Origin of the sequence: Comamonas testosteroni (assembly GCF_030505195.1) — a bacterium.
Lineage (GTDB): Bacteria > Pseudomonadota > Gammaproteobacteria > Burkholderiales > Burkholderiaceae_C > Comamonas > Comamonas testosteroni_G.
Map to the genome: position 1 here is coordinate 2,558,138 of NZ_CP129672.1, position 25,562 is coordinate 2,583,699.

Below are 25,562 nucleotides of genomic sequence, written 5' to 3' on the forward strand. Positions count from 1 at the left end.
GATGGAAAGCTGTTTCCGCTTTCTGCAGGTTCCCGGGTGACACCTTTAGCTTGAGCCAACTGCGCTGTGATATTTCCTTCCCACGTCTCGCGTCTTCGCATGGGCAGTCTGTGCCTGTGTGCCTTGTCATTGCTGGCAGGCTGTGCTGCGCCCGAGGCAGTCAAGCTGGACCGGGCCACGCCACCTCAGTGGCAGCAGCAGGAGTCGGCTCAAAAGTCGGACCCTGCGGCATTGGCCCACTGGTGGCGCGCCTGGAATGACCCCGCGCTGAATGCGCTGGTGGACGAGGCGCTGTCCCAGAACCTGGATGTGGCTCAGGCTGTGCTGCGTCTGCGTCAGCAGCGTTTGCTGGCCGGTACGGCCGGAGCGGCTTTTCGCCCCACGGTCAGCACCGGAGCGCGAACCCTGCAGGATATTGCGGCAGTTGACACTTACTTTCATTCCAGCATCGATGTGAGCTGGGATCTTGGCCTGTTTGGTGACTCCGAAGCGGCGCGCCGCGCAGGCGCGGCCGGCGTGCTGGATGCGCAAGCCCAGCTGCATGCAGCGCGGGTGGCGCTGGTGGCCGATGTGGTGCACCGTTATCTCGATATCCGGCTGGCCCAGGTGCAGCGCAGCTTGGCCGAGAGGCAATTGCAGCAGGCACAGCGGCAATTGCAGTTCCTGGAGATTCGGCATGAGCAGAGGCTGACAGATGCCCAGTCTCTGGAGCAGCAAAAGTTGCAGCTGCGTACGGCGCAGTCTCAGCTGTTCACCTTGAGCGAAGCCCAGGCGCGTGCTGCCCATGCGCTGGCTGCCCTGCTGGGACGCGAGCGTGCCGAGCCGCAGTGGCTGCAGCCCGCGACGGATGCCGCGTTGCCCACAATGCAGGCGCTTGCCGTGCTGCCGGCAGACCTGCTGCGCAGCCGCCCCGATATTCAAAGCGCCGAGGCCGCGGTGGAGCAGGCTGCGGCCGAGGTCGGTGTGTCACACGCGGCGCTCTATCCGCGGTTGACCCTGACGGGGTCGTTGTTGTATGCATACAACCTGACGCGCAATCACCGCACGACTTCGGACTCCATCCCCATGGTTGGTCCGCAGATCGATATTCCGCTCTTTGACTGGGGGCGCCGCCGTGCCGTGGCAGACGGCAAGGAGTTGGCGCTGCAGGCCAGCATCAAGGCATACCGCCAGACCGTGCTCAATGGCATTGCCGAGGCTGAAACCGCCCTGGCAGCGGTTGCCGCCCAGCAGCAAAGGCAGCAGCAGCTGCAGTCCGAGAGGCAGATCCATGCCGGGCGTGAGAAGGCCCAGGCAGTGCGCCAGCAACTGGGGCTGTCCAGCGAGTTGGCGGGCATCGATAGCGCCCGCGCCAGCCTGCAAAACCAGAGCGAGCTGGCAACCGCCAGGGCTGCCGAGGCGCTGGCCTATGTGGCTCTGTACAAGGCTGTGGGTGCTGCGCCTGTCGATGCTGCGCTTGTGACCCGTACCACAGAGGCCCAGCCATGATTGCCCTGGCGCGCAAGACGCTGATCCATGAGTGGAGGCGCTTCGTCCCCTCGGTGTTCGCCGTGGGCTTTTCGGGCGTTCTGCTGGCCATGCAGGCCGCCTTGGTGCTGGGCATCTTCGGCTCTGCCGCGATCTACGTGACGGCTTCTTCGGCCGATCTCTGGGTGGGCTATCCGGGTACGCAAAGCGTGAACTTCGGTCGCAATATCGGCAGCGATGTGGAGATGCGTCTGCGCATGGATCCCGATGTGGCGGCCGTGGAATCCTATGTCTGGGTCGACGGTGACTGGCGCGCGCGCGCCGGTGCCCAGGGCGCGACCGGAGGCGGAGTCTCGGTCTATCTCTCGGGCGTCAGCACTGCGGACAACTCCATGATGTTCACCAAGGTGCTCACCTCCTGGCAGCGGCAGCTGCTGCGCGAGCCCGGTGCCGTGATTGTGGACCGGGCGGACCTGGGGACTTTGGGCGCGCAGGAAGGCAGCACGGCCTGGATCAACAACCATGCGGTCAAGATCGTGGCTGCCGTAGACGGCTTGCGCGGGCTGGGCGGCGTCAACGTGATCGCCTCGCTCAGCACGGCCCGCGAAATTGCAGAAACCAGTGCCGAGCATGGCAGCACCTATTTCGTGGCGCGGCTCAAGCAAGGCGCCAAGGCAGGCGAGGCACAGGCGAGATTGAGCCAGTCCAGCAGCAGCTTCGGCCCGTACGAGGTCTGGACGGCCGATGTTTTTGCGCGCCGCTCGCAGCGTTACTGGATGCTCGATACCGGAGCCGGCGCCGGCGTGCTCTTCATGGCCGTCATCGTCTGCCTGGTGGGTGCCATCGTGACCAGCCAGTCGCTCAAGGCGGTGGTGGCGGGGTCTGCCCGCGAGTATGCGGTGCTCAATGCCCTGGGCGTGAGCCGGGCGGCACTGGGCCGCGTGGTGGTCGAGCAGGCCTGCTGGATCGGCGGTCTGGGCTTTGTGCTGGCGGCCCTGGCCAGTGCGGTGCTGCTCAGCATTGCATCCAGCTATCGCGTCCCTGTGGCCCTGAACCTGTCCGCGGTACTCGCGTGCGGCTTTCTGGTGGCCGTGCTGTCGCTGCTGTCGGGTCTGGGCGCCATGCGCAGCCTGCTGCGTGCCGACCCGGCAACCCTGTTGCGTTAAGGCCTGAAACATGCCAGCCGAGACCATGGAACGCGTCAAAACACCTGCTGCAGCCAAGGATGCTGTGCCCAGCCTCGAGGCCGTGCGCCTCGACAAATCCTTTGTGTCGGGCATCGTCCAGGTGCATGTGCTGCAAGGACTGTCCGTGAGCCTCTATGCGGGGGAGTTGAGCCTGATCTCCGGCCCTTCGGGCTGCGGCAAAAGCACGCTGCTGTCCCTGATGTCGGGTCTGCAGAAGCCCGATGCCGGTCATGCACTGGCACTGGGCGAGGACCTGGCCAAGCTCGGCACGGCGGCGCTGGAGAAATTTCGTCTGCGCCATACGGGCTTCGTCTTCCAGGGCTTCAATCTGTTTCCGGCCTTGACGGCACTGGAGCAGGTGCAGCTGCCGCTGGGCTATATGGGTCTCAGAAGCGCCGAGACATTGCGCCGTGCCAAGGAGGCGCTCGACGAAGTGGGGCTCTCGCACCGCAGTCATATGCGCCCGGCCCAGCTGTCGGGCGGCGAGAAGCAGCGTGTGGCCATCGCTCGTGCCATGGCCAAGCAGCCCCGTCTGCTGTTCGCCGACGAGCCCACCAGTGCGCTGGACGCCGAGAGCGGCCAGCGCGTCATTGACTTGCTGCACCGTGCAGCGCGCACGCACGGCACCACAGTGCTCTGCGTCAGCCATGACCCGCGTCTGGTGCGCCACGCCGATCGTGTGCTGGGCATGGAAGACGGCGCCATTCGCAGCGACTGGCGCCAGAACAGCCCCATCAAGGAATAAACATGAACCCAAGCCCATTTCGTCTCAGCATTGTGTCGGGCGCGCCGCTGCTGGCGGCTGCCGTGCTGATGCTGGGCGGGTGCTCTCCGTCTCAGGACGCAGTCTCCGTGATCACGCCAGCTGCTGCCCAGATCAAGCCTCAAAGCCAGGTAGCCGTTGCGCGGGGCAAGATCGATGTAGACGGCGGTCTGCTCGACCTCTCGTCGGCCGCATCGGGCGTGGTGCAGCAATTGCTGGTCAAGGAAGGCCAGAGCGTACAGAAAGGCCAGCTGGTGCTGCGTCTCGCGGACGACGCAGCGCGCGCCGATCTGGCGGTGGCGGAGTCCGAGCTGCAGCTGGCACAGACCAAGCTCAAGACGCGCCAGGATCGCCTGCCCGCGCTCAAGGCCACGCTGACGCGCTGGCAGGCCGCTGCCAAACAGGGTGCGGCGGACCTGCAGAGCGTGGACGAAGCCGTGCAGGCCCTGCGTGACGCGCAGTCCGAAGTGGATATTGCGACGGCGGAAGTCACGGTCGCCAAGCGCAAGGCCGAGCAGCTGCGGTCCCTGCTGCAGCGCCATGAGCTGCGTGCGCCCGAGGCCGCCGTCGTGGTGCGTCTGCAGGCCCAGGGCGGCAGCATGCTGCAAAGCGGCAGCCCGGTGGCGGTGCTGCTGCCCAAGCGCCCTCTGATCGTGCGGGCCGAAGTCAACGAAAGCTATGTGACGGCGATTCGCGAAGGCATGAAAGCCCAGGTGGCCGCTGACGCAGACGGCAGCGCTGCCCGGCAGGCGTTTCCCCCTGCGACGGTGCTGCGCATCAGTCCCGTCTACGGCACGGCCCGGCTGCAGGACGACGCGCAGCGTGGCCCGGTAAGAGTTGTGGAATGCGTGCTGGCGTTTGATCAGCCGCCCGCCAATGTCAAGGTCGGTCAGAACGTGAGGGTCAGTTTCCATGAATAAGCGCATTCAGATTTTTCCGTCGCCTGCAGGTACAGCTTCGGTCGGCTGGATGGTGCAAAGCGATTTCGACGGCACCATCAGCCTGCTGGACGTGACCGATACCCTGCTCAACCGCTTTGGCAAGCCGGGCTGGCAGGATCTGGAAGAAGCCTGGGAGCGTGGCGATATCGGCTCGCGCGAATGCATGAAGGGGCAGGTGGCCCTGTTGGACATGAGCGAGGCCGAACTGCAGAACCATCTGGACGGCATAGAGATCGACGAGCACTTTGCCGGCTTCGTGGCCGAGGCCAGGGTGCATGGCATCAAGGTGCAGGTCGTCAGCGACGGCATCGACTATGCGATTCGCCATGTGCTTGCACGCCATGGCCTTGGGGATCTGGAAGTCATCGCCAATCACCTGGTGCAGACGGGAGAGCGCAGCTGGCGACTGGATTCGCCCTGGGCCAGCAATCGCTGCACACGGGCCAGCGGCAACTGCAAGTGCGAACGCCTTGCCGAGCAGCAGGCCGTGCACGGACGGGTGCTCTATATCGGCGACAGCACGTCGGACTTCTGCGTTTCCGGCAAGGCGGATTTCGTGCTGGCCAAGTACAAGCTCATCGACTATTGCGAGAGCCAGGGGATTGCCCATGCGCGCTTCGAGCATTTTGCGCAGGCCACCCAGCTGCTGGAGCAAGTCCTGCTCGGCATGGAGCAGACTGCATGAATGCTGCCGATGGATTGGGGCTGCTGCAGCAGCCGGATTTGCTGCAGCTGTGCGTGACGCCGCATGAGTTCGTCATGCCGGGCGAGGGCCGCAATGCCCGCACGGGCGTGCTGCTGATTCATGGCCTGACCGGCACGCCGGCCGAGATGCGCCTGCTCGCCAAAGGGCTGAACAAGCAGGGCTTCACGGTCTACGGGGTGCAGCTGGCAGGACATTGCGGCAGCATGGAAGACTTGGTGGCTGCCCGCTGGACGGACTGGCTGGCAAGTGTGGAGTCGGGTCTGCAGCGCTTTTCGCTGCATGTGGACCATGTGGTGGTCGGCGGTCTGTCCATGGGGGCGCTGTTGTCACTGGCCGTGGCCGAGCGCCATCCCGACAAGGTGGCCGGCGTCTGCGCGCTGTCCACCACCTTTCGCTATGACGGCTGGAGCATTCCGGCCTATACCAAGCTGGCGTTCCTGCTGCCGCTGTTCCGCCTGCTGGGCATCGGCCGCAACAGCGTCTTCATGGAGGCACCGCCCTACGGCATCAAGGACGAGGCCTTGCGCGCGCGCGTGGTCGAGCAGATGAACAGCGGCGACAGCTCTGCCGCAGGCCTGCCCGGCAATCCCTGGTGGAGCGTCATCGAGCTGCGCGCCCTGTCCGCGAATGTGCAGGCCAGACTGGCGCAGCTGCGTTCGCCCTGTCTGGTCATGCATGCCCGGGAAGACGATATTTCCTCGGTCAGCAATGCCCACGACATCCAGCGCGGCGCGGTCAACGCCCATGTCGACCTGGTGCTGCTGGACAATTGCTATCACATGATCACCATCGACCGCGAGCGCCGCACCGTGATCGCCAAGCTCAACGAATTCATCGCGCGCATCGCCAGCTCGGCCGCGCCTGCCAGGGGTGCGAATGGGCAGTGATCTCTCGCCCCTGGTGGTGACGTTGTGGATACTCAATGTGCTGGTGGACAGCGGGGGGCAGCTGGCTTTCAAGGCCGCGGCCAGCGAGCCCGGGCATCGCAATGGCATGGAGCGCTGGCGCTTCATGCTGGCCAGGCCCTGGCTGTGGGTGGGCATTGCCTGCTATGTGGCCGAGTTCCTGGTCTGGCTGGCGTTTCTGTCGCTGGTGCCGCTGTCGGACGGGGTGCTGCTGGGCTCCATCAACATCGTCGCCATCATGATTCTGGGTCGGGTGCTGTTTCGCGAAAAGCTCGCGCCCATGCGCGTGGCCGGCATCGTGCTGGTGTCCATAGGCGTGGCCATCGTTGGATTGCACTGAGGGCCGTCGGCTATGAAGCGTTTTTACATTGTCGGCTTTCTGGTACTCATGGCCTTTGACACGCTGGCGCAGCTCAGCTTCAAGCAGGCCGGTGATGCCGCCCTGCCGCTGGAGTTCTCGACCGGCTGGCTGCTGCGCGTGTTCAGCCAGCCCTGGATCTATGGTGCATTCGTGGGTTACATCGGGGCCTTTTTCACCTGGATGAGCCTGCTCAAGCACGCGCCCATCGGCCCGGCATTTGCCGCCTCGCATCTGGAGATCATCTCGGTGCTGGCGATCTCGTACTGGCTGTTCAACGAGCCCATTGGCTGGCCGCAGCTCATTGGCTGTCTGTTCATCGTGGCCGGCATCATGTGCCTGGCCGTGAGCGAGAAGCCCGAGGCCGAGCAGGCCGCCTGAGATGCGCCAGCCCACCGTGCCGCCAACGGCCGGCCTGCCACTGCAGCTCGGCGATCTCTGGCCCTCGGGGGCGGGCAGCCTGGCAGGGCAGTTGGCCGCCTGGCTGGGAGTGGAGGCGGTGCAGCTCGAATGCTCGGGCACCTCGGCCCTGATGGTGGCATTGCGAAGCCTCAAGACCCTCAGTCCGGAGCGCAGCGAGGTCGTTGCACCGGCCTATACCTGTCCGCTGGTGGCGCTGGCGATTGCGCAGTGCGGGCTGCAGCTGCGCCTGTGCGATCTGCGCGCCGATGCGCTGGACATGGACCCGGTCTGCCTGCAGCAGCTGTGCAGCGCGCACACGCTGGCCGTGCTGCCCACGCATCTGTGCGGGCGAGTGGCCGATGTGGACGCCGCCTTGCAATGCGCGCGTGCCGTGGGCGCCTATGTGATCGAGGATGCGGCACAGGCGCTGGGGGCGCGCAGCGAAGGAATCTCGGTGGGCCTCAAGGGCGATATCGGCTTTTTCAGTCTGGCCGTCGGCAAGGGTCTGAGCACCTTTGAAGGCGGCGTGCTGATGGCGCGCGAGCCTTCCATGCGTGCTGCGCTGCGCGCCGCCGGCGCGGCCACGCGCTTCAGTCCGTGGTGGGAGCTGCGCCGCAGTATCGAGCTGCTGGGCTACGCCATGCTCTACCGGCCCAGCGGCCTGCGTATGGCCTATGGCAAGCCGCTGGAGAAATCATTGTCGCGTGGTGACTGGGTGGAGGCCGCAGGCGATGACTTCGACGATTTCATTGCCCAGCATCGTCTGGGGCGCTGGCGCCAGAGCGTGGGCGCCAAGGCATTGCGGCGGCTGGCGGCATTTCAGCAACAGACCTCCGCGCAGGCCGGCCTGCGCATCGCGCAGCTGCAGGCCTGCGGGCTGGAAGTGGTGCAGGATGCCGTGCCCGGGGCGCAGGGGGTGTGGCCGGTGATCCTGCTGCGCATGCCCAGCCAGCAGGCCAGGGATGCCGTGCTGCGCGCGCACTGGGGCGGTGGCTGGGGTCTGTCCCTGCCCTTTGTCCATGTGCTGCCCGACTATGGACGCTACGACCATGTGCTGGGTGTTGAGCGGGGTGACACGGTCGACCAGGCGCGCGACTGGGCGCAGCGCCTGCTGGCCATCAGCAACAGCCCGTGGCTGGATGACGCACGGTTTGCCCAACTGGCCAGCCACCTCCGGTCCGCAGTTCAGTGCACCTGATAGTCATTAAAAAGATAGCTGCTTGCGCTTGGTATAAAAGGATATCAAGCCTTATTGATGTTGAAATCAATGACAGTCAGGCGGTAGATGCTCTTGTTTTTGCAGATCCCGCCATGGCCGGCGCGGTCAGGCCCAGGGCCGCTTCCCAGCTTTTGAGTTCCGCTTCGCGCTGGTGTACATAGTCGCGCGTCAGCGGCACAGCGTCCTGTCTGCGCGCCAGCTGAACCTGGAAGATGGCGATGTCCTGATAGCGGAACGCGGTTTCCGACATGGACAGATAGAACTCCCACATGCGGCAAAAGCGCTCGTCATACAGGGCTGCGGCTTCGGCACGGCGCGCCATGAACCGCTCGCGCCACAGGCGCAGGGTCTGGGCATAGTGCAGGCGCAGCACCTCGATATCGCAGATCACCAGCCCCGCGCGCTCGATGGCCGGCGTGAACTCCGACATCGACGGAATATGGCCGCCAGGAAAGATGTAGCGTTCTATCCAGGGATTGTTGAAGTCGGGCACATCGCTGTTGCCGATGAAGTGCAGCAGCATCACGCCGTCCTCGCTGAGCAGCTCATGGCATTGCCGGAAGAAGGCGTCATGGAATCTCGTGCCCACATGCTCGAACATGCCGACAGAGACGATGCGCTCGAACGGCCCATGTGCCTCGCGATTCATGTCGCGGTAGTCCTCGAGCCGGTACTCCAGCCGCTCGCCCTGGATGGACTGCGAGGCCCTGGACCGCGCGCCGGCCAGTTGCTCTGTGGACAGCGTGATGCCGGTGACGTGGTCGGCGCCGGCCACCTCGGCCAGATAGCGCGAGAGACCGCCCCAGCCGCAGCCGATGTCGAGTACGCGCTGGCCCGGCTCGATCAGCAGCTTGGCGGCGATATGGCGCTTCTTGGCCAGCTGTGCTGTTTCCAGGTCTTCGTTGCCCTGCTCGAAATAGGCGCAGGAGTACTGGCGCTCGCTGTCCAGAAACAGTTGATAGAGCCGGTCGTCCAGATCGTAGTGATGCGCCACGTTGGCACGCGATTGGCCGCGCAGATTGTTCTGCAGCAAGGGTCGCAGCTTCATGCGCCAGGCATCGAGCATGCGCACGGTGGCGCTGACGGGCACCTGCCTGGCGCCGCGCAGCACCAGCTCCAGCACGTCGTAGACCGTGCCTTGCTCGACCAGAAGGCGCTGCTGCATGAACAGCTCGCCAAAGTTGAGGTCTGGGTCGCGCAGCAGCGCCAGGATGGCGCGTCTGTCGGCAAAGCGCAGGCGCGCCCGGGGCTGGCCGCCGTCGCCGAAGATCAGCGCCTTGCCTGAAGGGGTGATGACTTCGAGCCGTCCCGTCTTGACCAGCGGTGCAAATGCCCGTTGCAGCAATTTTTCGGTCAACCGGTCCAGCATGTCAGCTCCTTGAAGCGAAGTGTTGAAGAGTGGCCGGTGAAATCGCTCTAACTCGTGCTGCTGAGCGCGATGCGCTGTATCAGCCGCTGGTTCAATGCATGTTGTCCGGCTTGCCAGCCGGCCAGCGTCGCGGCGTCAATCTGTGTGTCCTGGCCGTCGCCCGCGCTCATCAGTCGCTTCCACCAGGTGTCATAGTGCCACGAGGAGACGTCGCCCGTGATGTCGCTGCCCGCGATCTGTCCGCGCAGCGCATCGATCAGCTGCGCGGCCTGCTCTTCCAGCATCCGGCCCTGGTCCCAGTTGGTGCGCACGACTTCGGCGGCGAACACATCCTTGTCTATGCTCAGATACGTGTCCTGCGGCCAGTCATGCAGATGGCTGGACAGCGCCTGTACCAGCTCGGCGATATCGGCAAAGCTGCGAAACGCCTTGCCCGCGCCCAGGCGCCTGGCCCAGCCGGTGTCCACGCCGCAGCTCCAGTAGGTGAGCTTGCCGGCGCGCAGCGGTCGCAGATAGTTTTCCCAGGCATGGCCCGGTCCGATGTCCTGCGAGGTAATGCCTGCCACATGGACCTGTGACACGGCCGGGTGCATGGCCACGCGCCGCACCCAGGAGCCGCAGTGCACGCCCCAGGGAAAGCGCATATTGTCCGGGTGGTTGTCCAGCACCACCACGCGCAGCGGATGCTTGGCGCTGAAGCCCTTGTCGGCAATGCAGCGCTCGATCAGCGGCCAGCTCAGATGGTGAAAGTCGCCGCTGCCCATGAGCACGGTGCCATGCTGCGCGGGCAGTTGCTCCTTTATGGCCTGGCTGAAGCGCCTGAAGCTGCGCAGGCCGCAGCCAAAGCGCACCAGCTCATGCCAATCTGCGAGCGGCAAGCGCTTTTCCCGGGCCAGCGGGCCGACCGATCCGTCGACATCCAGCACCACAGGTGTTGGTTGCATCATGCCTTGTCACTCCACTGGCGATCGCTTTCAAACAGGCCGGAAAAGCGCCGCCCCAACGCGCGCAGCAAGGGATTGCGGATGAAGACCAGATGCTGCGTCATGGTGAAGCTGGCACCCAGCTGGGCCTTGACCTCGGGGTCGGTCCAGCCCGCCACATAGTGCGACAGACCCCGCTCCAGTGCGTATTCGAGATTGACCATCCAGCTCACGAAATAGAGATTGGCCTCGCGCGCTGCCGGGTAGGACAGGCCTATGTATTTGTCGATCAGCCTGCCGTCATGCTCGAAGCAGAGATTCCAGCCCAGCAGCGCATCGCTTTGCGCATCGCGATACTCGAACACGATGCCGCCGTTGTCCGCATCGCGCAGCAAGTCGGCAAAGAAGCCGCGCGTGAGTTTGTCGAAGTGAATCTCGCTTTGCGCGTACACCGCATCAAACAGCGCATAGTAGGCATCCACCTGGGCATCAGCGGCAAAGGCTGCGCCGGTAGGGATACGCTGGACGGCGAGCTGTGCGCGGCTTTTGAGCTTGCGCCTGAGGCTGCTGCGGCGGTTTTTGGACAGGCCGGCCAGATACTCGTCCGCACTGGCAAAGCTGATGGGCACATAGGCCAGGGCCTGGCCTTCGAGGGCAATGAACCCTTGCTCCGCAAGCGCGTTGGCCAACTCCTGCGCAAAGCAGTTGTCTTCCTCGCTTAGCAAGGGCGATGCCTGGGGCAAATCCTTGACGATGGAGAGCAGGGTGCGCCCGGCCATGGCGCGCAGCTGCCGGGCCAGCGTCGCGGCATCCACGGCGCGCGGCAGCGGCGCATATTCGCTGACGGTGGTGCCGATGAAGTCCGTGGTCAGCCTGAGCCTGGCGCTCAGCCAGCGGCCGCCCGGCCACGACAAAAGACGCGCCTTGAGCGCGTCATCTGCGGTGGTCAGCAAATCGAAGGGGGCGGTGAATGCTGGCACCGGCCATTCCTTGAGCAAGGCAAAGCCTTCTGGAGGATGGTTGGTGAACTGCTGCAGCAAGCCACTGGGTTCGAGCTGGTTGCGGAAATTTTCCGTCGCCATTTCGCCTTTTTGTAGTCGTTTTTGATGGCGCCTGAGTGTGTCTGCAGCGCAGAAAACGGGCACAACCCAAGCAAGAGACAGCGAGCAAGACCTGGGCGGCCCCCGCCGCACAGCGAGGCTGTCGCCCCCCCTTCCGCAGCAACGCTGGGAGAGAAGGGGGGAGCGGCGGGGCCGCCTAGGCTAGGCCGCTCAGGAGGTTACGCCTTTTTGGCCTTGGTCAGCAACTGATCCAGCAGCACCATGGCTTCGTCGATCTCGCTGCGCGAAATCATCAGCGAAGGCGCGAAGGTGATCACGTTCTTGTAGTAGCCGCCCACGTCCAGCACCAGGCCGCGCTTCTGGCCCTGGTATTCCAGGCCGCCTTCGAGGCCGATGTCCACCATCTTGTCCAGCAGCGCCTTGTTGGGCGTGAAGCCGTCCTCGGTGCAGATTTCTGCACGCAGCGCCAGACCCAGGCCGTCCACATCGCCGATTTCCTTGTGGCGCTTTTGCAGCTCCTTGAGGCCTTCGAGGAAGTAGGCACCCGATTCGCGCACCTGACGGCCGAAGTCCATCTCGTGGGTCATCTTCATGACTTCCAGGCCCAGGGCCGTACCCAGCGGGTTGGAGGCAAAGGTGGAGTGGGTGGAGCCGGGCGGGAACACCGTGGGGTTGATCAGCTCTTCGCGAGCCCACAGGCCGGACAGCGCATTCAGACCATTGGTCAGGGCCTTGGCAAACACCAGCACATCGGGCTGGATGCCGAAGTTTTCCACCGACCACAGCTTGCCGGTACGCCAGAAGCCCATCTGGATTTCATCGACCACCAGCAGTACGCCGTGGTCGTCCAGTACCTTTTTCAGGCCGGTAAAGAAGTTGGCAGGCGGGATCACGTAGCCACCGGTGCCCTGAATGGGCTCGATGTAGAAGGCTGCGTATTCGCACTGGTTGGTCTTGGGGTCCCAGACCGCGTGGTATTCGTTCTCGAACTTGCGACGGAAGTCGGCCACGATGGATTCCGCGTACTCCTCTGCCGTCATGCCCTTGGGACGACGGAAGGGGTAGGGGAAGGGGATGAACTGTGCGCGGTCGCTGAAGTGACCGAAACGGCGGCGGTAGCGGTAGCTGGAGGTGATGGACGATGCACCCAGCGTACGGCCGTGGTAGCCGCCTTCGAACGCGAACATCAGGCTCTTGCCGCCGCTGGCGTTACGCACGACCTTCAGCGAGTCCTCGATGGCTTGCGCGCCGCCCACGTTGAAGTGCACGCGGCCGTCATTGCCCCATTTGCGCTTGGCGTCTTCGGCAATGAACTTGGCCAGTTCGATCTTGGTGGGGTGCAGGTACTGGCTGGCCACCTGGGGCAGCTCCTGCAGTTGCTCGATCATCTTGGCTTCAAGACGCTTGTTCTTGTAGCCGAAGTTGACGGCCGAATACCACATCTGCAGATCGAGGTAGGACGTGCCTGCGTCGTCGTACATATAGCTGCCTTCGCAGCCCGTGAAGATCTTAGGAGGATTGACGTAGTGGACGGTGTCGCCAAACGAGCAGTATTTGGCTTCGTCAGCCAGCAATTGGGCAGTATTGATCACAGCAGAAAGTGCTCCGCAAAAATGAATTCGGTCAACGGTATGCGGCAGCAGTGTGCGTTTGCAATATTTCCGGGCTGTCGAGCATTTGTGTGGGAATTGTGGAGAGGTCCTTGTCAGCCGGTTTGCGGCGGCATCAAAGGCGTTGAAACAGGTGCCGCAGCTCTCCCGCTGCTGTTGCTGCTGCTGCGGGTCGATCAGCCCAGTGCCACCACGCGCAGCACCTCTGCACCATAGGCATCGAGCTTCTTGGTACCCATGCCGCTCACGCCCTGCAGCTCCTGCAGGCTCTGGGGATTGAGTTCGGCAATCGACGCCAGCGTGGCGTCGTGGAAGATCACATAGGCCGGCAGATTGTGGGACTTGGCCACTTCGGCGCGCCAGGCCTTGAGGTTGATGAAGCGCACCTGCGCATCGGGGCCCAGATTGACCGCCGCCGCATTGGCGGCCGATTTCTTGCTCTGCTTCTTGCTGCGCGATGCGGCCACTGCCTCGCGCAGCTGCACCTGCACCTCGCCCTTGAGCACGGCACGCGAGCCCGCGGCCAGACACAGGGTGTCAAAGACATGGCCGCTGTTCTCGCTCACCACCTTGTGCAGGCCCAGGGATCCCGTGGCCAGCAACTGGCGCATCACGGCGCGCAATTGCGGCTCCGAGTAGTCCTTGCCGATGCCGAAGGTGGACACCTTGTCATGGCCGTACTGCGTGACCTTGTCCGTCACCTTGCCGCGCAGCACGTCCATGATGTGGCCCGCACCATAGGTCAGGCCGCTGGCCTCGTGCACGCGGAAGATGGTGGACAGCAGCTTGCGTGCCGCATCCGTGCCATCCCACAGCGCCGGCGGCTCCAGGCAGTTGTCGCAGTTGCCGCAATGGGTCCGGGCAACGGCCTGCAATGGCTTGCCGTCCAGGCGCGGCTCCTGTCCATACTGCTGGCCAAAATAGGCCAGCAGGCGCACACGGCGGCAGTCCGTGGCCTCGGCCAGACCGAGCAGGGCATCGAGCTTGCCGCGCATCACCTGCTTGAATTGCTCCTCGGCCGGGCTTTCGTCGATCATGCGGCGCTGGTTGACCACGTCGCTCAGACCGTAGGCCATCCAGGCATCGGCGGGCAGGCCGTCGCGCCCTGCACGGCCGGTTTCCTGGTAGTAGCCCTCGATGTTCTTGGGCATGTCCACATGGGCCACGAAGCGCACATCGGGCTTGTTGATGCCCATGCCGAAGGCAATCGTCGCCACCATGACCACGCCGTCCTCGCGCAAGAAGCGGTCCTGGTGGTTCTGGCGCATGTCCTGGGGCAGGCCTGCGTGGTAGGGCAGGGCATTGATGCCGTTTTGCACCAGGGTCTGGGCCAGCTCCTCGACACGCTTGCGTGACTGGCAATAGACCACGCCGGCCTCGCCCTCGTGCTCGCGCTCGATAAAGCGCAGCAGCTGGTTGCTGACGTCCTTTTTCTCGGCGATCTTGTAGCGGATGTTCGGGCGGTCAAAACTGCTGATGAAGTGCTGGGCTTCTTCCAGCTGCAGGCGCTCGATGATGTCGGCGCGCGTCAGCGCATCGGCCGTGGCCGTCAGCGCGATGCGCGGCACCTCGGCATAGCGCTGGTGCAGCACGCTCAGCGCGCGGTATTCGGGGCGGAAGTCGTGTCCCCACTGGCTCACGCAATGCGCTTCGTCGATGGCGAACAGCGACAGCTTGCCCTGGGCATGCAGGTCGTCGAGCAGACCCAGGAAACGTGGCGTGTTCAGCCGCTCGGGAGCGGCGTAGAGCAGGGTGATGTCGCCGCTTTGCAGGCGCAGCTCCACCTCCTGCGTCTCGTCGTAGCTCAGGGTGGAGTTCAGATAGGCGGCGCTGATGCCGGCCTCATGCAGCGCCCCGACCTGGTCGTGCATGAGCGCGATCAGCGGCGAGACCACGATCGTCACGCCATGGCCGAGCTGCTGGCGCGCAATGGCCGGAACCTGATAGCACAGCGATTTGCCGCCGCCCGTGGGCATGAGCACCAGCGCATCGCCGCCGTTGATGACATGCGAGACGATGGCCTGCTGGGGGCCACGGAATTGCTCGTAGCCAAAAACGGCTTGCAGAATGGATTGCGCGGAAGACACCGGGTACTCTTGAATCGATAGCTGGTAGCGCTTGCTGTAAATGGGTTTGAGGTTGATTTGACCTCAGATGCAAGCATCAGAACTGGCCCTATTGTGCGCCGCGACCCGGCGCGCTGCCCGGGCCGGGTTATGCGCAATCAGCCAGCCTGCCTGATGGTGGAGGGCGAAAAATGCGCATCCAGCTCGTAGAGATCGGCAGGATAGGTCAGGCGCACAAAGGTGATGGGCAGCTGCCCGGTCCAGGTACGGCGGTCGATCACCAGGCAGGGAAAGCCGGGCTTGATCTCCAGCAGGCCGGCGGTTTCCTCGCTGGCGGCCTCGGCGCGGATGCGGTGTTCGGCCGAGCTCCAGGGCACATGGTTGACCATCCAGGAGCTGGGGCTGTGTTCGGTGAACGGCTCGTGCTCGGCGTCCGGCACGGATTCGAGATTGATCAGGCGGTCTTCGATGCAGAACGGCCGGGACCCCGCCATGTGCAGGCACAGCACATGGACGATGGGGGCCGGCTGCGTCATGCGCATGGCCTCCATGTCTTCTCTCGTGCTGCGCCGCTGCGTGCGGCCCAGCAGCCTGCTCGAATACTCCTGCCCCATGCCCAGCACCACCTGGCGCAGATCGGGAATCTCCAGCACGGCAGAGCTGGTTTGCGGGCTCGTCACAAAGCTTCCCGCCTTGCGCTTGCGCACCAGCAGACCGGCTTGTGCCAGCTTGTTGAGCACCTTGCTCACGGTCATGCGCGAGCATTGGTAATGGACGGTCAGCTCCATCTCCGACGGGATGCGATGGCCGGGCGGCCAGCGGCCACTGAGAATGTTCTGTTCAATCTCGGTGAGAATTTTCCCGTGCAGCGACATGGAAGAGTTTTTGTCCATGCCGTGGATTACACCAGCAAATCCGCGCGGCTGCCGCTGTGATTCCTAGGCGCCCAGTACGGCACGCGCAATGATGGTGCGCTGAATCTCGGAAGAGCCTTCGTAGATGCGCAGGATGCGGGCGTCACGCACATAGCGCTCCAGAGGCATTTCACGGGTATAGCCGTAGCCGCCATGAATCTGCAGCGCCTCGTCGGTCACGAAGCTCACCATCTCCGAGGCGAACAGCTTGGCCATGGCCGACTGCTGGGTGAAGGGCTGGCCCTGCTGGCGCAGTGCCAGGGCCTGCATGGTCAGCGCCCATGCGGCTTCCAGGCGCAGCTTCATGTCGGCGAGCTTGAACTGTATGCCCTGCTTGCTGGCGATCGGTTCGCCGCCCACCAGGCGCTGGTTGGCCCAGTCGGCCGCCGCCTTGAGCGCGGCCTCGGCAATGCCCAGCGAGGTCGCCGCCACGTCCAGGCGGCTGTTGTCCAGCACTTTCATGGCGGTCTTGAAGCCGGTGCCTTCGGCGCCGAGGCGGTTGGCCGCCGGGACACGGACACCGTCCAGCGACACTTCAAAGGCATGGCCGCCGCGGATGCCCATGAGCTTTTCGGGCGACGAAATCTGTATGCCGGGCAGATCGCGCGGCACGATGAAGGCGCTGACTCCTCGCGCCGCAGCCTCAGCATCGGTCTTGGCGAAGACCACCATGAAGCGGGCCTCTGCCGCATTCGAGATGAAGTGCTTGACGCCGGTGATCAGATAGTCGTCGCCGTCGCGCACGGCCCGGGTACGCATGTCTGCAGGGTGGGAGCCGCCACGCGGCTCGGTCAGTGCGAAGGCCGCCAGCCATTCCCCGCTGGCGCAGCGCGGCAGCCATTGCTCGCGCTGCGTCTCGTCACCGCCGATGAGAACGGCATCTGTGCCCAGATAGTGGGCACCGATCATGGACGAGGTCGCGGCGCAGGCGCGCGAGATGGCGACCAGCGACATCAGCATGGCGGTGGGTGTGACGCCCGGCCCACCGAAGCGCTCCGGCAGATTCATGCCCATCACGCCCAGCGCGGACAGGCCGGGCACATGGCGCGTGGCGGAAAAGGCTTGCTCGTCCATGGCCTGGGCCACAGGTGCCAGGGTTTCTTCGGCAAAGCGTGCAACGGCATCGGCAACAGCCTGATCTTCTTCGGTCGCGCCCAGACGAATCAATGACATGGCGGTTTCTCCTTGTTTTCTTGCTATCAAAATCAACCCAAAGCGCCTGCTTCGCGCAAGGCGGCAATGGCGTCCGTGCTGCGGCCCAGCCAGCTTTGCAGCAGCAGCTCCGTGTGCTCGCCCAGGGCCGGTGCGCGTTGCGCACGATTGGGCAGGGCGCCGTTGAAATGCACGGGCTGTGTCGGCAGCCGCAGGCCCGGAAGGCGTTCGTCCTCGACCTCGCAGAGCAAGCCACGCGAGCGGATTTGCTCGGAATTCAGGGCCTGCTCGATATTCCAGATGGGGGCTGCGGGAACGCCTGCGCTCTCCAGCCGCGCGACCACCTGGGCCACGTCGTGCTGCGTGCTCCAGCCCTCCAGCGCGGCGCGCAAGGCGGGCTCGTTGGCCGAGCGGGTTTCGTCGCTGGCAAAACGCGGGTCGCTGGCCAGCTCGGGCAGGTCCATCGCGGCCGCAGTGGCATCGAACAGCTTCTTGTTGAGCACGGCCAGGGCGTAATGGCCGTCGCGTGCCCTGTAGACGCCAAAAGGCGCCGACAGCGGATGCCGGTTGCCCACACGCCGTGCAGGCAGGCCGGTGAACAGATAGCGCGACATCGATGTCGCCAGAAAGCTCAGCGTGGTGTCGAACATGGCGACATCGACATGCTGGCCGTCTCCGGTTCTCTGCGCCTGCAGCAGGGCCGCCAGTGTCGCCCAGGAGGCAAACAGGCCGGCAACCACATCGCTGACCGCTTCGCCCACCAGCGTGGGCGCGCCTTGAGGTTCGCCCGTGGCCTCCATCAGGCCGCTCATGGCCTGAACAATGATGTCGTAGGCCGGACGGTGGGCCAGCGGGCCGGTCTGGCCGAAGCCGGAGACGCTGACATACACCAGCCGGGGATTGAGGGCGCGCAGCGTTTCGGGGCCGATGCCCAGGCGCTCGGCCACGCCCGGCCTGAAGTTCTCGACCACCACGTCGACCTGCCGGGCCAGCTCATGCACCACGGCGACCGCATCCGCATGCTTGAGGTCCAGCACCAGGCTTTGCTTGTTGCGGTTCATGACCGTGAACAAGGCGCTTTGCCCGTTCTTCATGGGGCCGATGGCGCGGTAGTCGTCGCCCTGGGGCGGCTCCACCTTCACGACCTCAGCGCCCAGATCGGCCAGCAAGGCCGTGGACATGGGGCCCGCCAGAACCCGGGTGAAATCCAGGATGCGGATGCCGTCCAGCGGACGGGAGGCAGATTTTTCGGTGGATTCAGGCATGGGATTCCCGCTGTTGATCTGAAGCGATGTCTGCATGCTGCCCAAAAAATGAATCAATGGAAAATATTCATTTCCCATTCACTGGATTCAAAAAATTGATTCAGATAAATCTGCGCCAGCTCGAATATTTTGTCGCCGCCGCACGCCACGGCAGCACGGCCAGGGCGGCGCTGGCCATCAATGTTTCGCAGCCCTCCATTTCCAAGGCGATTGCCGACCTCGAAGCCCAATGGGGCGAGAAGCTGTTTGTGCGCAAACATGCCGTCGGGCTGGACCTGACCGCAGCAGGGCTGGCCAGAAGCCGGGAGGCCCTGAGCCTGCTCGAAGCTGCGCAACTGCTTCAGGAGCCACGCAAGCAGGCGGTTTCCGGCACGCTGAGGCTGGGCTTTCTGAGTACGCTGGGCGCGCTGTGGATTCCGCAGTTGCTCACCCAGATGCACAAGCGCCACCCGTCCATCGACATCGAGCTGGTCGAGGGGGACATCGCCTCGCTGACGCGGCAAGTAGAGCGCGGGGAGATCCATGCCGCGCTGCAATATGACCTGGGCCTGGCTCGCCCTTTGCTGACCATGCACCCGGTTGCCGCGTTGCCGCCCTATGCCTTGTTGCCCGCCAGGCATGCCCTGTCTGCGGCGCCCAGCGTGAGCCTGGCGGAGCTGGCCCAGTCGCCGTTGCTGCTGATCAACCTGCCGCAGAGCCGAGAGTACTTTCTCTCGCTGTTTCGCGAGGCAGGGGTGGTTCCCACGGTGAACTACGAGCTGGCGTCGATAGAGCTTGTCCGCTCCATGGTCGCCAACGGGCATGGCGTCAGCGTTCTGACCACGCGGCCGGTGGTCGACAGAACCCACGACGGCAAGCGACTGGTGTGCAAAAGAATCAAGGGCCGCGTCGCCAAGCAGGCGGTGGTGCTGTCGGTGCCCAGGAGCAATGCCTCGGCGCTGATTGCACCATTTCTGACCGTCGCGAAAAGCGTGATTGCACCCGACTAGCGCAACTCGGATGCCGTTTTGGTGCGCGCCCCCAGGAGCCGGCAGAGGCGGCCCGTGGGCGAGCGAGTTGGCACACAGCTTGCTCTTGTGGATTGTTGGTGCATGTCTATACATCTGAAAAATCCGGCATCTATGGCGCTCGGGTAAGCCTGTATATACATGTTCAATCAGCAACCGCAAACTTCCCTGCCTGCACTGTCGTGCAAGGCTTGAAGTCCGCATCAACAACCGAACTGCTCTGGCATCGACCGAGGAGAGTCCCATGAAATCGACACGTCGCGTTCCCATCTGGCAACTGGCATTAGCCGCAACCGCTCTGGTGTCTGCTGCACAACATGCAGCGGCTCAGGAGACCAAGATCGTCCTGGGCATGTCGGGATGGACCGGCTTTGCGCCACTGACGCTCGCGGACAAGGCCGGGATCTTCAAGAAGAACGGCCTCAATGTCGAAATCAAGATGATCCCCCAGAAGGACCGGCATCTGGCGCTGGCCTCGGGCGCGGTGCAATGTGCCGCCACCACGGTGGAGACGCATGTGGCCTGGAACACCAATGGTGTGCCCATCGTGCAGATCTTCCAGATGGACAAGTCCTACGGCGCAGACGGTATTGCCGTGCGCAACGACGTCAAGAACTTTGCCGATCTGAAGGGCAAGACCGTCGCCGTCAGCGCACCGGGTACGGCTCCCTACTTCGGTCTGGCCTGGATGCTGAACAAGAACGGCATGACCATGAAGGACATCAAGACCGTGTCGCTGGAGCCCCAGCCTGCCGCCCAGGCCTTTGTCTCCGGGCAGAACGATGCGGCCATGACCTATGAGCCCTACCTGTCCACGGTGCGCGCCAACCCCGGCGCTGGCAAGATTCTGGCCACCACCATCGACTACCCGATGGTGATGGACACCGTGGGTTGCGACCCCAAGTGGCTCAAGGCCAACACGGCAGCCGCCAAGGCGCTGACCCAGTCCTACTTCGATGCCATCGCCATGATCAATTCCGACAAGGAAAAGAGCTACGAAATCATGGGCGCGGCCGTCAAGCAAAGCGGCGAACAGTTCGGCAAGTCGGCCGCCTTTCTGAAATGGTCGGACAAGGAGGCCAATCAGAAATTCTTTGCCAACGACCTGCTGCCTTTCATGAAGGAGTCCGCTGCCATCCTCAAGGAAGCCGGCGTGATTCGCAGCATTCCTGAGAACTATGGCGTCATGTACGACGCAAGCTTCATCAAGTAAGCGCAAAGAGGTTGCACATGGAAGCGGTATCACCTTCTGTCAAGTCAGCATCTCCCGCATCGGTTCAGGTGGCGTCGCCTTCCGTTCGGCCGGCTCGCCGGCGCTACATGGCCCCTCTGGAGCCCGTCAGCCCCAAGGCCAAGTGGCTGCTCGGCACGGGCTTCTTCGCGCTGTTTGTGCTGGTCTGGTCCGCCGTCACCTTTGGCGGACTGGTGTCTCCGACCTTTCTCGCCAGCCCGCTGACGATGCTGCGCGAAGGCATTTTGCTGTTCACGGAGTTCGACTTTCATCATGACATCGGCATGACCGTATGGCGTGTCATGGGGGGCTTCATACTGGCCAGCGTCGTGGCCGTTCCACTGGGCATTGCCATGGGGGCCTGGAAGCCTGTGGAGGCGTTTTTCGAGCCCTTTGTCTCGTTCTGCCGCTACCTGCCCGCCTCGGCCTTCATTCCGCTGCTGATCCTCTGGGCCGGCGTGGGCGAAGCCCAGAAGCTGCTGGTCATCTTCATCGGCTCGGTGTTCCAGATCACCCTCATGGTGGCCGTGACCGTGGGCGGTGCGCGCAAGGACCTGGTGGAGGCTGCCTACACACTGGGCGCCAGCAATACCGGCATCGTCAAGCGGGTGCTGATTCCCGGTGCCGCTCCCGGCATCGCGGAAACCCTGCGCCTGGTTCTGGGCTGGGCCTGGACCTATGTGATCGTTGCCGAGCTGATCGGCTCGTCCTCGGGCATCGGACACATGATCACCGACAGCCAGGCGCTGCTCAATACCGGACAGATCATCTTCGGCATCATCATCATCGGGCTCATCGGTCTGGTGTCGGACTTCATCTTCAAAACCTTCAACCGTCGCATGTTTGAATGGAGTTCCCTGTGATGAATCAGCTGTCCATTCAAGGTGTTTCGCGCACCTTCACCAGCCACAAAGGTGTCAGCACCCAGGCGCTGCAGCCAGTGGATTTCGAGGTCCGGGAGAACGATTTCGTGACCATTCTGGGGCCCTCCGGCTGCGGCAAATCGACGATGCTGCGCATTGTTGCGGGTCTGGATTTTCCGACGACGGGGCAGGTGCTGCTGGACGGGAAACTGGTGCAGGAGCCCGGCGCAGACCGCGGCATGGTGTTTCAAAGCTACACCTTGTTCCCCTGGCTGACCGTGGCGCAGAACATCCGCTTCGGACTGCGCGAGAAAGGCGTGAGCGAAGCCATCCAGAAAGAGCGCAGCGACTACTTCATTGCCAAGGTGGGCCTGCGCGGCTTCGAGAATCACTACCCCAAGCAGCTGTCCGGAGGCATGCAGCAACGCACGGCGATCGCGCGTGCGCTGGCCAACGACCCCAAGATATTGCTCATGGACGAGCCCTTCGGTGCGCTGGACAACCAGACCCGCGTTCTGATGCAGGAATTGTTGCTGGGCATCTGGGAGGCCGAGCGCAAGACGGTGATGTTCGTGACCCACGATATCGATGAAGCCATCTTCATGGCCAATCGCGTGGCCGTGTTCAGCGCGCGTCCGGGCCGCATCAAGGCAGACATTCCGGTCCATCTGCCGCACCCGCGCCACTACACCGTCAAGACCTCGCCCGAGTTCATGGAGCTCAAAGCCCGGTTGACGGAAGAGATTCGCGCCGAGTCACTGGCGGCGGCTGCTCACTGAGGCCTGCATCATGAATGTCCGAGACCCTGCCCAGCGCAAAACGGCTCCTGCCGCCCAGATGCCGCTCGCGTTGTATCAGCAGGTCAAGGACCATGTGCTGCGCAAGATCGGCGACGGCTCGCTGGCGGCCGGTGCGCGTGTGCCATCCGAGCAGGAGCTGGTCAACGAGTTCGGCGTGGCGCGCATGACGGTGAACCGCGCGCTGCGCGAGTTGGCCGAGCAGGGTGTGATCGTGCGTGTGGCGGGAGTGGGCTCCTTCGTGGCCGAGGAAAAGCCGCAATCGACCCTGCTGCGCATTGCCAATATCGGTGAGGAGATCACCCAGCGCGGCCACGATCATCGCTTCGAGCTGCTCGATATGCGCCGCGAGTCCGCCTCGCCCGAAGTCGCCGCGGCGCTGGACCTGGCGGTCGGCGCCTCGGTCTTTCATCTGCTGGGCGTGCACTTCGAAAACGAGCTGCCGGTCCAGATCGAAGACCGCTATGTGAACCCCCGCCTGGTCCCTGACTTCATGGACCAGGATTTCTCTGCCGTGCAGCCCTCGGTCTATCTGGTGCGCAATGTGCAGTACGACCAGATCGAACATGTGGTCGATGCGATCTTGCCGACGGCCGAGCAGGCCCGGCTGCTGCAGATGGCTATCGAGCAGCCTTGCCTGATGCTCACGCGCCGAACCTGGTTGCGTGGCGTCCCTATCACCTGGGTGCATTGCGTGCATCCAGGCATGCGCTACCGACTCGGTAGCCGTTTCCGAACCGATTCAGTGCACGGCGGCTGATCCCGGCCGGCCCTTGAATCCCTCCGTACGTTTTTGTTTCTCTTGACTGTATAGACAGGTATAGCCATGAACACTACCACCCCCCCAGAGTTCTCGAACTCCGACCTGGAACTGCATCCCGGCGAGCTCACGCTGGCTCAGCTGCGCCGCATTCAGGACGGCGGCGTGCAGCTCAGCATGGCGCAGACCGCCTATGCGGCCATGCGCAAGGCCGAGGCGCATGTGCAGCACATCGTCGATGAAGACCAGGTGGTCTACGGCATCAACACCGGTTTCGGCAAGCTGGCTTCGACCAAGATCGCGCATGAGCGTCTGGCCGAGCTGCAGCGCAATCTGGTGCTGTCGCACAGCGTGGGCACCGGTGATCCGCTGCCGGACCATGTGGTGCGTCTGGTGCTGGCCACCAAGGCCGTGAGCCTGGCCCGCGGGCATTCGGGAGCCCGCACGGCGCTGGTGGACGCGCTGCTGGCGCTGGCCAATGCCGATGTCCTGCCCGTGATTCCCTCCAAGGGTTCGGTGGGCGCTTCGGGCGATCTGGCACCGCTGTCGCACCTGGCCTGCGTGCTGATCGGCGAGGGGCAGGCCAAGGTGGACGGCAAGATCGTCTGCGGCCGTGAAGCCATGCAACATATCGGCATGGAGCCCTTTGTGCTGGGCCCCAAGGAGGGGTTGGCGCTGCTCAATGGAACGCAGGTCTCCACCTCGCTGGCGCTGGCCGGCCTGTTCCAGGCCGAAAGCGTGCTGGCCGCAGGGCTGGTCGCCGGCTGCCTGACGCTGGAAGCCATACAGGGCTCCATCAAGCCCTTCGATGCGCGCATCCACGAGGCCAGAGGCCAGCAGGGGCAGATTGCCGTGGCGGCCGCCGTGCGTTCCCTGCTGGACGGCAGCGCCATCGATCCTTCCCACCCCAATTGCGGGCGCGTGCAGGACCCCTACTCCATCCGCTGCGTGCCGCAGGTCATGGGCGCCTGCCTGGACAACCTCAGCCATGCTGCGCGCGTGCTGGTCATAGAAGCCAATGCCGCCTCGGACAATCCGCTGGTGTTCGACAACGGCGACGTGATTTCGGGCGGCAACTTCCACGCCGAACCCGTGGCTTTCGCAGCCGACATCATGGCGCTGGCGATCGCTGAAATCGGCGCCATCTCGGAACGCCGCATGGCCTTGCTGCTGGATACCGGCCTGTCGCGCCTGCCGGCCTTCCTGATCGAGGACAGCGGCGTCAACTCGGGCTTCATGATCGCCCAGGTCACGGCGGCCGCGCTGGCGGCCGAAAACCAGTGTCTGGCGCACCCGAGCAGCGTGACCAGCCTGCCCACCTCGGCCAACCAGGAAGACCATGTCTCCATGGCCACCTATGGCGCGCGTCGCCTGGCCGACATGGCCAGGAACACGGCGGTGATCGTGGGCGTGGAGGCCATGGCCGCAGTTCAGGGCATGGACTTCGACCGCCGCCTCAAGAGCTCGCCGCTGATCGAGGAGCAGTACGCGCTGATCCGCAGTCAGGTGCCCTATCTGGACAAGGACCGCTACCTGGCGCCCGATATCGAAATCATGCGACTGTGGGCGCTGGAAACCGACTGGCCCGAGGTGTTGCAGAGCATTTTGCCGAGCACGGAGCGCTGAAACGGCTGCCTGTAGCCCACACCGCAAAAATCGCCGGTGCCCCAGGCCAGGGGTGCCTGGCAAGCGCCTGAGCCGGCCGCACCTTAGCCGGCCGCACCTTAGCCGGCCGCGCCGCCTCGCAGCGAGGGCGCCGTCCCCTTGGGGAAAAGCAGCGCAGCCGCTCAGGGGGATCAAAAAGGGGGATCAAAAACTTCCCGCGAACTGGTAGCGGGATGCCGGGTGCCACAGGGCCGACACCGAGGCCACCTGCCCCTGGGAGCGGGTTCTGCGGCGCAGCACCAGACAGGGTTCGGTGACCTCCATGCGCAAAAGCTCCGCCACCTCGGGCGTGGGCATGCTCGCCTCGATGGAGAAGCTCACTCCCTGCAGCGGTGCCACGCGCACCAGATAGGCATTCGGCGTCTGACTCGCAAAGTCCTGGCTCAGATAGTCGGGAGCCACGGCCGGGTTTACATAACGGTCTTCGACCTGGATGGGGACATCGTTCTCGAAGTGCACGACCACGGAGTGAAACAGATGGGGGGCGGCGCTCAGCTCGAACTGGCGCAGCAGGGCGGCATCGACCTTGCTGCGCTCCAGCCGCTGCAGCTCTCCGCGATGCCGGTGGCCTCGGGCCGCGATCTCGTCGGCGATATTGCGCAGCTCCACCAGGGTGGCCTGGTATTTCTGCTGAGCCACGAAAGTGCCCGAGCCCTGGACACGCGTCAGCGTCTTTTCGTCGCTGAGCTCGCGCAGCGCGCGGTTGACGGTCATGCGCGCCACATTGAACTGCTTGACCAGGGCGGCCTCGCTGGGGATGGCCTGGCCTTCCTGCCATACGCCACTGTGGATCTGCTGCAGCACATGGTCTTTGATGCGCTGGAACGCAGGTACGGCGGCGTGGTACTGGCTTCCTGCCATACGCCACTGTGGATCTGCTCGGTATCGGTTCGCGACATAGGGTTTGTTTGGATCAGAAAAGCTGTCTAGA

24 protein-coding genes are annotated in these 25,562 nt (G+C 64.1%); 15 read left to right on the plus strand and 9 right to left on the minus strand.

The features are described 5' to 3' along the window. Positions 1-99 precede the first annotated feature (99 nt). The 9 genes from QYQ99_RS11635 to QYQ99_RS11675 are packed head-to-tail and all read left to right on the plus strand — an operon-like array spanning position 100 to position 7,927. A complete protein-coding gene (locus QYQ99_RS11635; RefSeq protein WP_302093158.1) occupies positions 100-1,488 on the plus strand; it encodes an efflux transporter outer membrane subunit in 1,389 nt (462 codons plus the stop codon). Then, positions 1,485-2,633, plus strand: a complete 1,149-nt coding sequence (locus QYQ99_RS11640) for an ABC transporter permease (RefSeq protein ID WP_302092773.1) — start codon at positions 1,485-1,487, stop codon at positions 2,631-2,633. The genes QYQ99_RS11635 and QYQ99_RS11640 overlap by 4 nt, the downstream gene beginning before the upstream one ends. A 10-nt stretch (positions 2,634-2,643) precedes the next feature. Next, a complete protein-coding gene (locus QYQ99_RS11645; protein WP_367882846.1) occupies positions 2,644-3,399 on the plus strand; it encodes an ABC transporter ATP-binding protein in 756 nt (251 codons plus the stop codon). 2 nt (positions 3,400-3,401) lie between these two features. Continuing rightward, positions 3,402-4,337 carry an HlyD family secretion protein gene (locus QYQ99_RS11650; RefSeq protein ID WP_302092775.1) on the plus strand — a complete coding sequence of 312 codons (936 nt, stop codon included), beginning with the start codon at positions 3,402-3,404 and terminating at the stop codon, positions 4,335-4,337. Then, complete coding sequence (locus QYQ99_RS11655; protein ID WP_302092776.1) at positions 4,330-5,043, plus strand: MtnX-like HAD-IB family phosphatase; 714 nt, start codon at positions 4,330-4,332, stop codon at positions 5,041-5,043. Before QYQ99_RS11650 ends, QYQ99_RS11655 begins: the two co-directional genes overlap by 8 nt. Next, entirely contained in the window at positions 5,040-5,951 is a 912-nt protein-coding gene (locus tag QYQ99_RS11660; RefSeq protein WP_302092777.1) for an alpha/beta hydrolase, read from the plus strand. The genes QYQ99_RS11655 and QYQ99_RS11660 overlap by 4 nt, the downstream gene beginning before the upstream one ends. Then, entirely contained in the window at positions 5,941-6,309 is a 369-nt protein-coding gene (locus tag QYQ99_RS11665; protein WP_302092778.1) for an EamA family transporter, read from the plus strand. Before QYQ99_RS11660 ends, QYQ99_RS11665 begins: the two co-directional genes overlap by 11 nt. 12 nt (positions 6,310-6,321) lie before the next feature. Further along, positions 6,322-6,708, plus strand: a complete 387-nt coding sequence (locus tag QYQ99_RS11670) for a DMT family transporter (protein WP_302092779.1) — start codon at positions 6,322-6,324, stop codon at positions 6,706-6,708. Between the two features lies 1 nt (position 6,709). Beyond that, positions 6,710-7,927: a DegT/DnrJ/EryC1/StrS family aminotransferase gene (locus tag QYQ99_RS11675; RefSeq protein ID WP_302092780.1), complete on the plus strand. Its 1,218-nt coding sequence runs from the start codon at positions 6,710-6,712 to the stop codon at positions 7,925-7,927. A 76-nt stretch (positions 7,928-8,003) separates the two neighbouring features. Here QYQ99_RS11675 and QYQ99_RS11680 read toward each other — a convergent pair whose 3' ends face one another. The 8 genes from QYQ99_RS11680 to QYQ99_RS11715 form a co-directional block, all read right to left on the minus strand. Then, positions 8,004-9,317 (minus strand): SAM-dependent methyltransferase, encoded by a 1,314-nt coding sequence (locus QYQ99_RS11680; RefSeq protein WP_302092781.1) that lies wholly within the window; start codon positions 9,315-9,317, stop codon positions 8,004-8,006. 47 nt (positions 9,318-9,364) lie between these two features. Continuing rightward, entirely contained in the window at positions 9,365-10,264 is a 900-nt protein-coding gene (locus tag QYQ99_RS11685; RefSeq protein ID WP_302092782.1) for a hypothetical protein, read from the minus strand. Beyond that, the gene (locus tag QYQ99_RS11690) at positions 10,261-11,322 is read right to left on the minus strand and encodes a peptidogalycan biosysnthesis protein (protein WP_302092784.1); all 1,062 of its coding nucleotides are present in this window, start codon (positions 11,320-11,322) and stop codon (positions 10,261-10,263) included. Before QYQ99_RS11690 ends, QYQ99_RS11685 begins: the two co-directional genes overlap by 4 nt. 197 nt (positions 11,323-11,519) lie before the next feature. Next, positions 11,520-12,893, minus strand: a complete 1,374-nt coding sequence (locus tag QYQ99_RS11695; RefSeq protein WP_034375128.1) for an aspartate aminotransferase family protein — start codon at positions 12,891-12,893, stop codon at positions 11,520-11,522. Between the two features lie 194 nt (positions 12,894-13,087). Further along, a complete protein-coding gene (gene recQ, locus QYQ99_RS11700) occupies positions 13,088-14,998 on the minus strand; it encodes a DNA helicase RecQ (RefSeq protein WP_302092787.1) in 1,911 nt (636 codons plus the stop codon). 137 nt (positions 14,999-15,135) lie between these two features. Beyond that, the gene (gene hutC, locus QYQ99_RS11705) at positions 15,136-15,870 is read right to left on the minus strand and encodes a histidine utilization repressor (protein WP_302092788.1); all 735 of its coding nucleotides are present in this window, start codon (positions 15,868-15,870) and stop codon (positions 15,136-15,138) included. A 45-nt stretch (positions 15,871-15,915) separates the two neighbouring features. After that, positions 15,916-17,064 (minus strand): acyl-CoA dehydrogenase family protein, encoded by a 1,149-nt coding sequence (locus tag QYQ99_RS11710; protein WP_302092789.1) that lies wholly within the window; start codon positions 17,062-17,064, stop codon positions 15,916-15,918. A 32-nt stretch (positions 17,065-17,096) separates the two neighbouring features. After that, on the minus strand, positions 17,097-18,386 hold the full coding sequence (locus tag QYQ99_RS11715; protein ID WP_437439070.1) for a CaiB/BaiF CoA transferase family protein: 1,290 nt from the start codon (positions 18,384-18,386) through the stop codon (positions 17,097-17,099). Here QYQ99_RS11715 and QYQ99_RS11720 point away from each other — a divergent pair. The 6 genes from QYQ99_RS11720 to hutH all read left to right on the plus strand — a co-directional run bounded on the left by QYQ99_RS11720 (position 18,365) and on the right by hutH (position 24,592). Beyond that, positions 18,365-19,297 carry a LysR substrate-binding domain-containing protein gene (locus QYQ99_RS11720; protein ID WP_080996029.1) on the plus strand — a complete coding sequence of 311 codons (933 nt, stop codon included), beginning with the start codon at positions 18,365-18,367 and terminating at the stop codon, positions 19,295-19,297. The genes QYQ99_RS11715 and QYQ99_RS11720 overlap by 22 nt on opposite strands. Before the next feature lie 262 nt (positions 19,298-19,559). Next, positions 19,560-20,528, plus strand: coding sequence for an ABC transporter substrate-binding protein (locus QYQ99_RS11725; RefSeq protein WP_302092792.1), 969 nt, complete (start codon positions 19,560-19,562; stop codon positions 20,526-20,528). A gap of 17 nt (positions 20,529-20,545) precedes the next feature. After that, positions 20,546-21,409 carry an ABC transporter permease gene (locus QYQ99_RS11730; RefSeq protein WP_302092793.1) on the plus strand — a complete coding sequence of 288 codons (864 nt, stop codon included), beginning with the start codon at positions 20,546-20,548 and terminating at the stop codon, positions 21,407-21,409. After that, the gene (locus QYQ99_RS11735; protein ID WP_302092794.1) at positions 21,409-22,188 is read left to right on the plus strand and encodes an ABC transporter ATP-binding protein; all 780 of its coding nucleotides are present in this window, start codon (positions 21,409-21,411) and stop codon (positions 22,186-22,188) included. The genes QYQ99_RS11730 and QYQ99_RS11735 overlap by 1 nt, the downstream gene beginning before the upstream one ends. Positions 22,189-22,198: 10 nt before the next feature. Continuing rightward, positions 22,199-22,966 (plus strand): histidine utilization repressor, encoded by a 768-nt coding sequence (gene hutC, locus QYQ99_RS11740; protein ID WP_302092795.1) that lies wholly within the window; start codon positions 22,199-22,201, stop codon positions 22,964-22,966. A gap of 66 nt (positions 22,967-23,032) precedes the next feature. Next, entirely contained in the window at positions 23,033-24,592 is a 1,560-nt protein-coding gene (gene hutH, locus QYQ99_RS11745; protein ID WP_302092796.1) for a histidine ammonia-lyase, read from the plus strand. A 183-nt stretch (positions 24,593-24,775) separates the two neighbouring features. Here the strand turns inward: hutH and hutC (QYQ99_RS11750) are convergent, their stop codons facing one another. Beyond that, a complete protein-coding gene (gene hutC, locus QYQ99_RS11750; protein ID WP_302092797.1) occupies positions 24,776-25,492 on the minus strand; it encodes a histidine utilization repressor in 717 nt (238 codons plus the stop codon). Positions 25,493-25,562: the final 70 nt, after the last annotated feature.

What these genes read in the sequence shown, in the direction of transcription:
- QYQ99_RS11725 (WP_302092792.1), top strand. Translation starts at nt 19,560, where the DNA reads ATGAAATCGACACGTCGCGTTCCCATCTGGCAACTGGCATTAGCCGCA.
- QYQ99_RS11680 (WP_302092781.1), bottom strand. Translation starts at nt 9,317, where the DNA reads ATGCTGGACCGGTTGACCGAAAAATTGCTGCAACGGGCATTTGCACCG.
- QYQ99_RS11685 (WP_302092782.1), bottom strand. Translation starts at nt 10,264, where the DNA reads ATGATGCAACCAACACCTGTGGTGCTGGATGTCGACGGATCGGTCGGC.
- QYQ99_RS11640 (WP_302092773.1), top strand. Translation starts at nt 1,485, where the DNA reads ATGATTGCCCTGGCGCGCAAGACGCTGATCCATGAGTGGAGGCGCTTC.
- hutC (WP_302092788.1), bottom strand. Translation starts at nt 15,870, where the DNA reads ATGGACAAAAACTCTTCCATGTCGCTGCACGGGAAAATTCTCACCGAG.
- hutC (WP_302092797.1), bottom strand. Translation starts at nt 25,492, where the DNA reads ATGGCAGGAAGCCAGTACCACGCCGCCGTACCTGCGTTCCAGCGCATC.
- QYQ99_RS11720 (WP_080996029.1), top strand. Translation starts at nt 18,365, where the DNA reads ATGGAAAATATTCATTTCCCATTCACTGGATTCAAAAAATTGATTCAG.
- QYQ99_RS11675 (WP_302092780.1), top strand. Translation starts at nt 6,710, where the DNA reads ATGCGCCAGCCCACCGTGCCGCCAACGGCCGGCCTGCCACTGCAGCTC.
- QYQ99_RS11730 (WP_302092793.1), top strand. Translation starts at nt 20,546, where the DNA reads ATGGAAGCGGTATCACCTTCTGTCAAGTCAGCATCTCCCGCATCGGTT.
- QYQ99_RS11660 (WP_302092777.1), top strand. Translation starts at nt 5,040, where the DNA reads ATGAATGCTGCCGATGGATTGGGGCTGCTGCAGCAGCCGGATTTGCTG.
- QYQ99_RS11655 (WP_302092776.1), top strand. Translation starts at nt 4,330, where the DNA reads ATGAATAAGCGCATTCAGATTTTTCCGTCGCCTGCAGGTACAGCTTCG.
- QYQ99_RS11715 (WP_437439070.1), bottom strand. Translation starts at nt 18,386, where the DNA reads ATGGGAAATGAATATTTTCCATTGATTCATTTTTTGGGCAGCATGCAG.
- QYQ99_RS11670 (WP_302092779.1), top strand. Translation starts at nt 6,322, where the DNA reads ATGAAGCGTTTTTACATTGTCGGCTTTCTGGTACTCATGGCCTTTGAC.
- QYQ99_RS11635 (WP_302093158.1), top strand. Translation starts at nt 100, where the DNA reads ATGGGCAGTCTGTGCCTGTGTGCCTTGTCATTGCTGGCAGGCTGTGCT.
- QYQ99_RS11710 (WP_302092789.1), bottom strand. Translation starts at nt 17,064, where the DNA reads ATGTCATTGATTCGTCTGGGCGCGACCGAAGAAGATCAGGCTGTTGCC.
- QYQ99_RS11690 (WP_302092784.1), bottom strand. Translation starts at nt 11,322, where the DNA reads ATGGCGACGGAAAATTTCCGCAACCAGCTCGAACCCAGTGGCTTGCTG.
- hutH (WP_302092796.1), top strand. Translation starts at nt 23,033, where the DNA reads ATGAACACTACCACCCCCCCAGAGTTCTCGAACTCCGACCTGGAACTG.
- hutC (WP_302092795.1), top strand. Translation starts at nt 22,199, where the DNA reads ATGAATGTCCGAGACCCTGCCCAGCGCAAAACGGCTCCTGCCGCCCAG.
- QYQ99_RS11645 (WP_367882846.1), top strand. Translation starts at nt 2,644, where the DNA reads ATGCCAGCCGAGACCATGGAACGCGTCAAAACACCTGCTGCAGCCAAG.
- QYQ99_RS11665 (WP_302092778.1), top strand. Translation starts at nt 5,941, where the DNA reads ATGGGCAGTGATCTCTCGCCCCTGGTGGTGACGTTGTGGATACTCAAT.
- QYQ99_RS11735 (WP_302092794.1), top strand. Translation starts at nt 21,409, where the DNA reads ATGAATCAGCTGTCCATTCAAGGTGTTTCGCGCACCTTCACCAGCCAC.
- QYQ99_RS11650 (WP_302092775.1), top strand. Translation starts at nt 3,402, where the DNA reads ATGAACCCAAGCCCATTTCGTCTCAGCATTGTGTCGGGCGCGCCGCTG.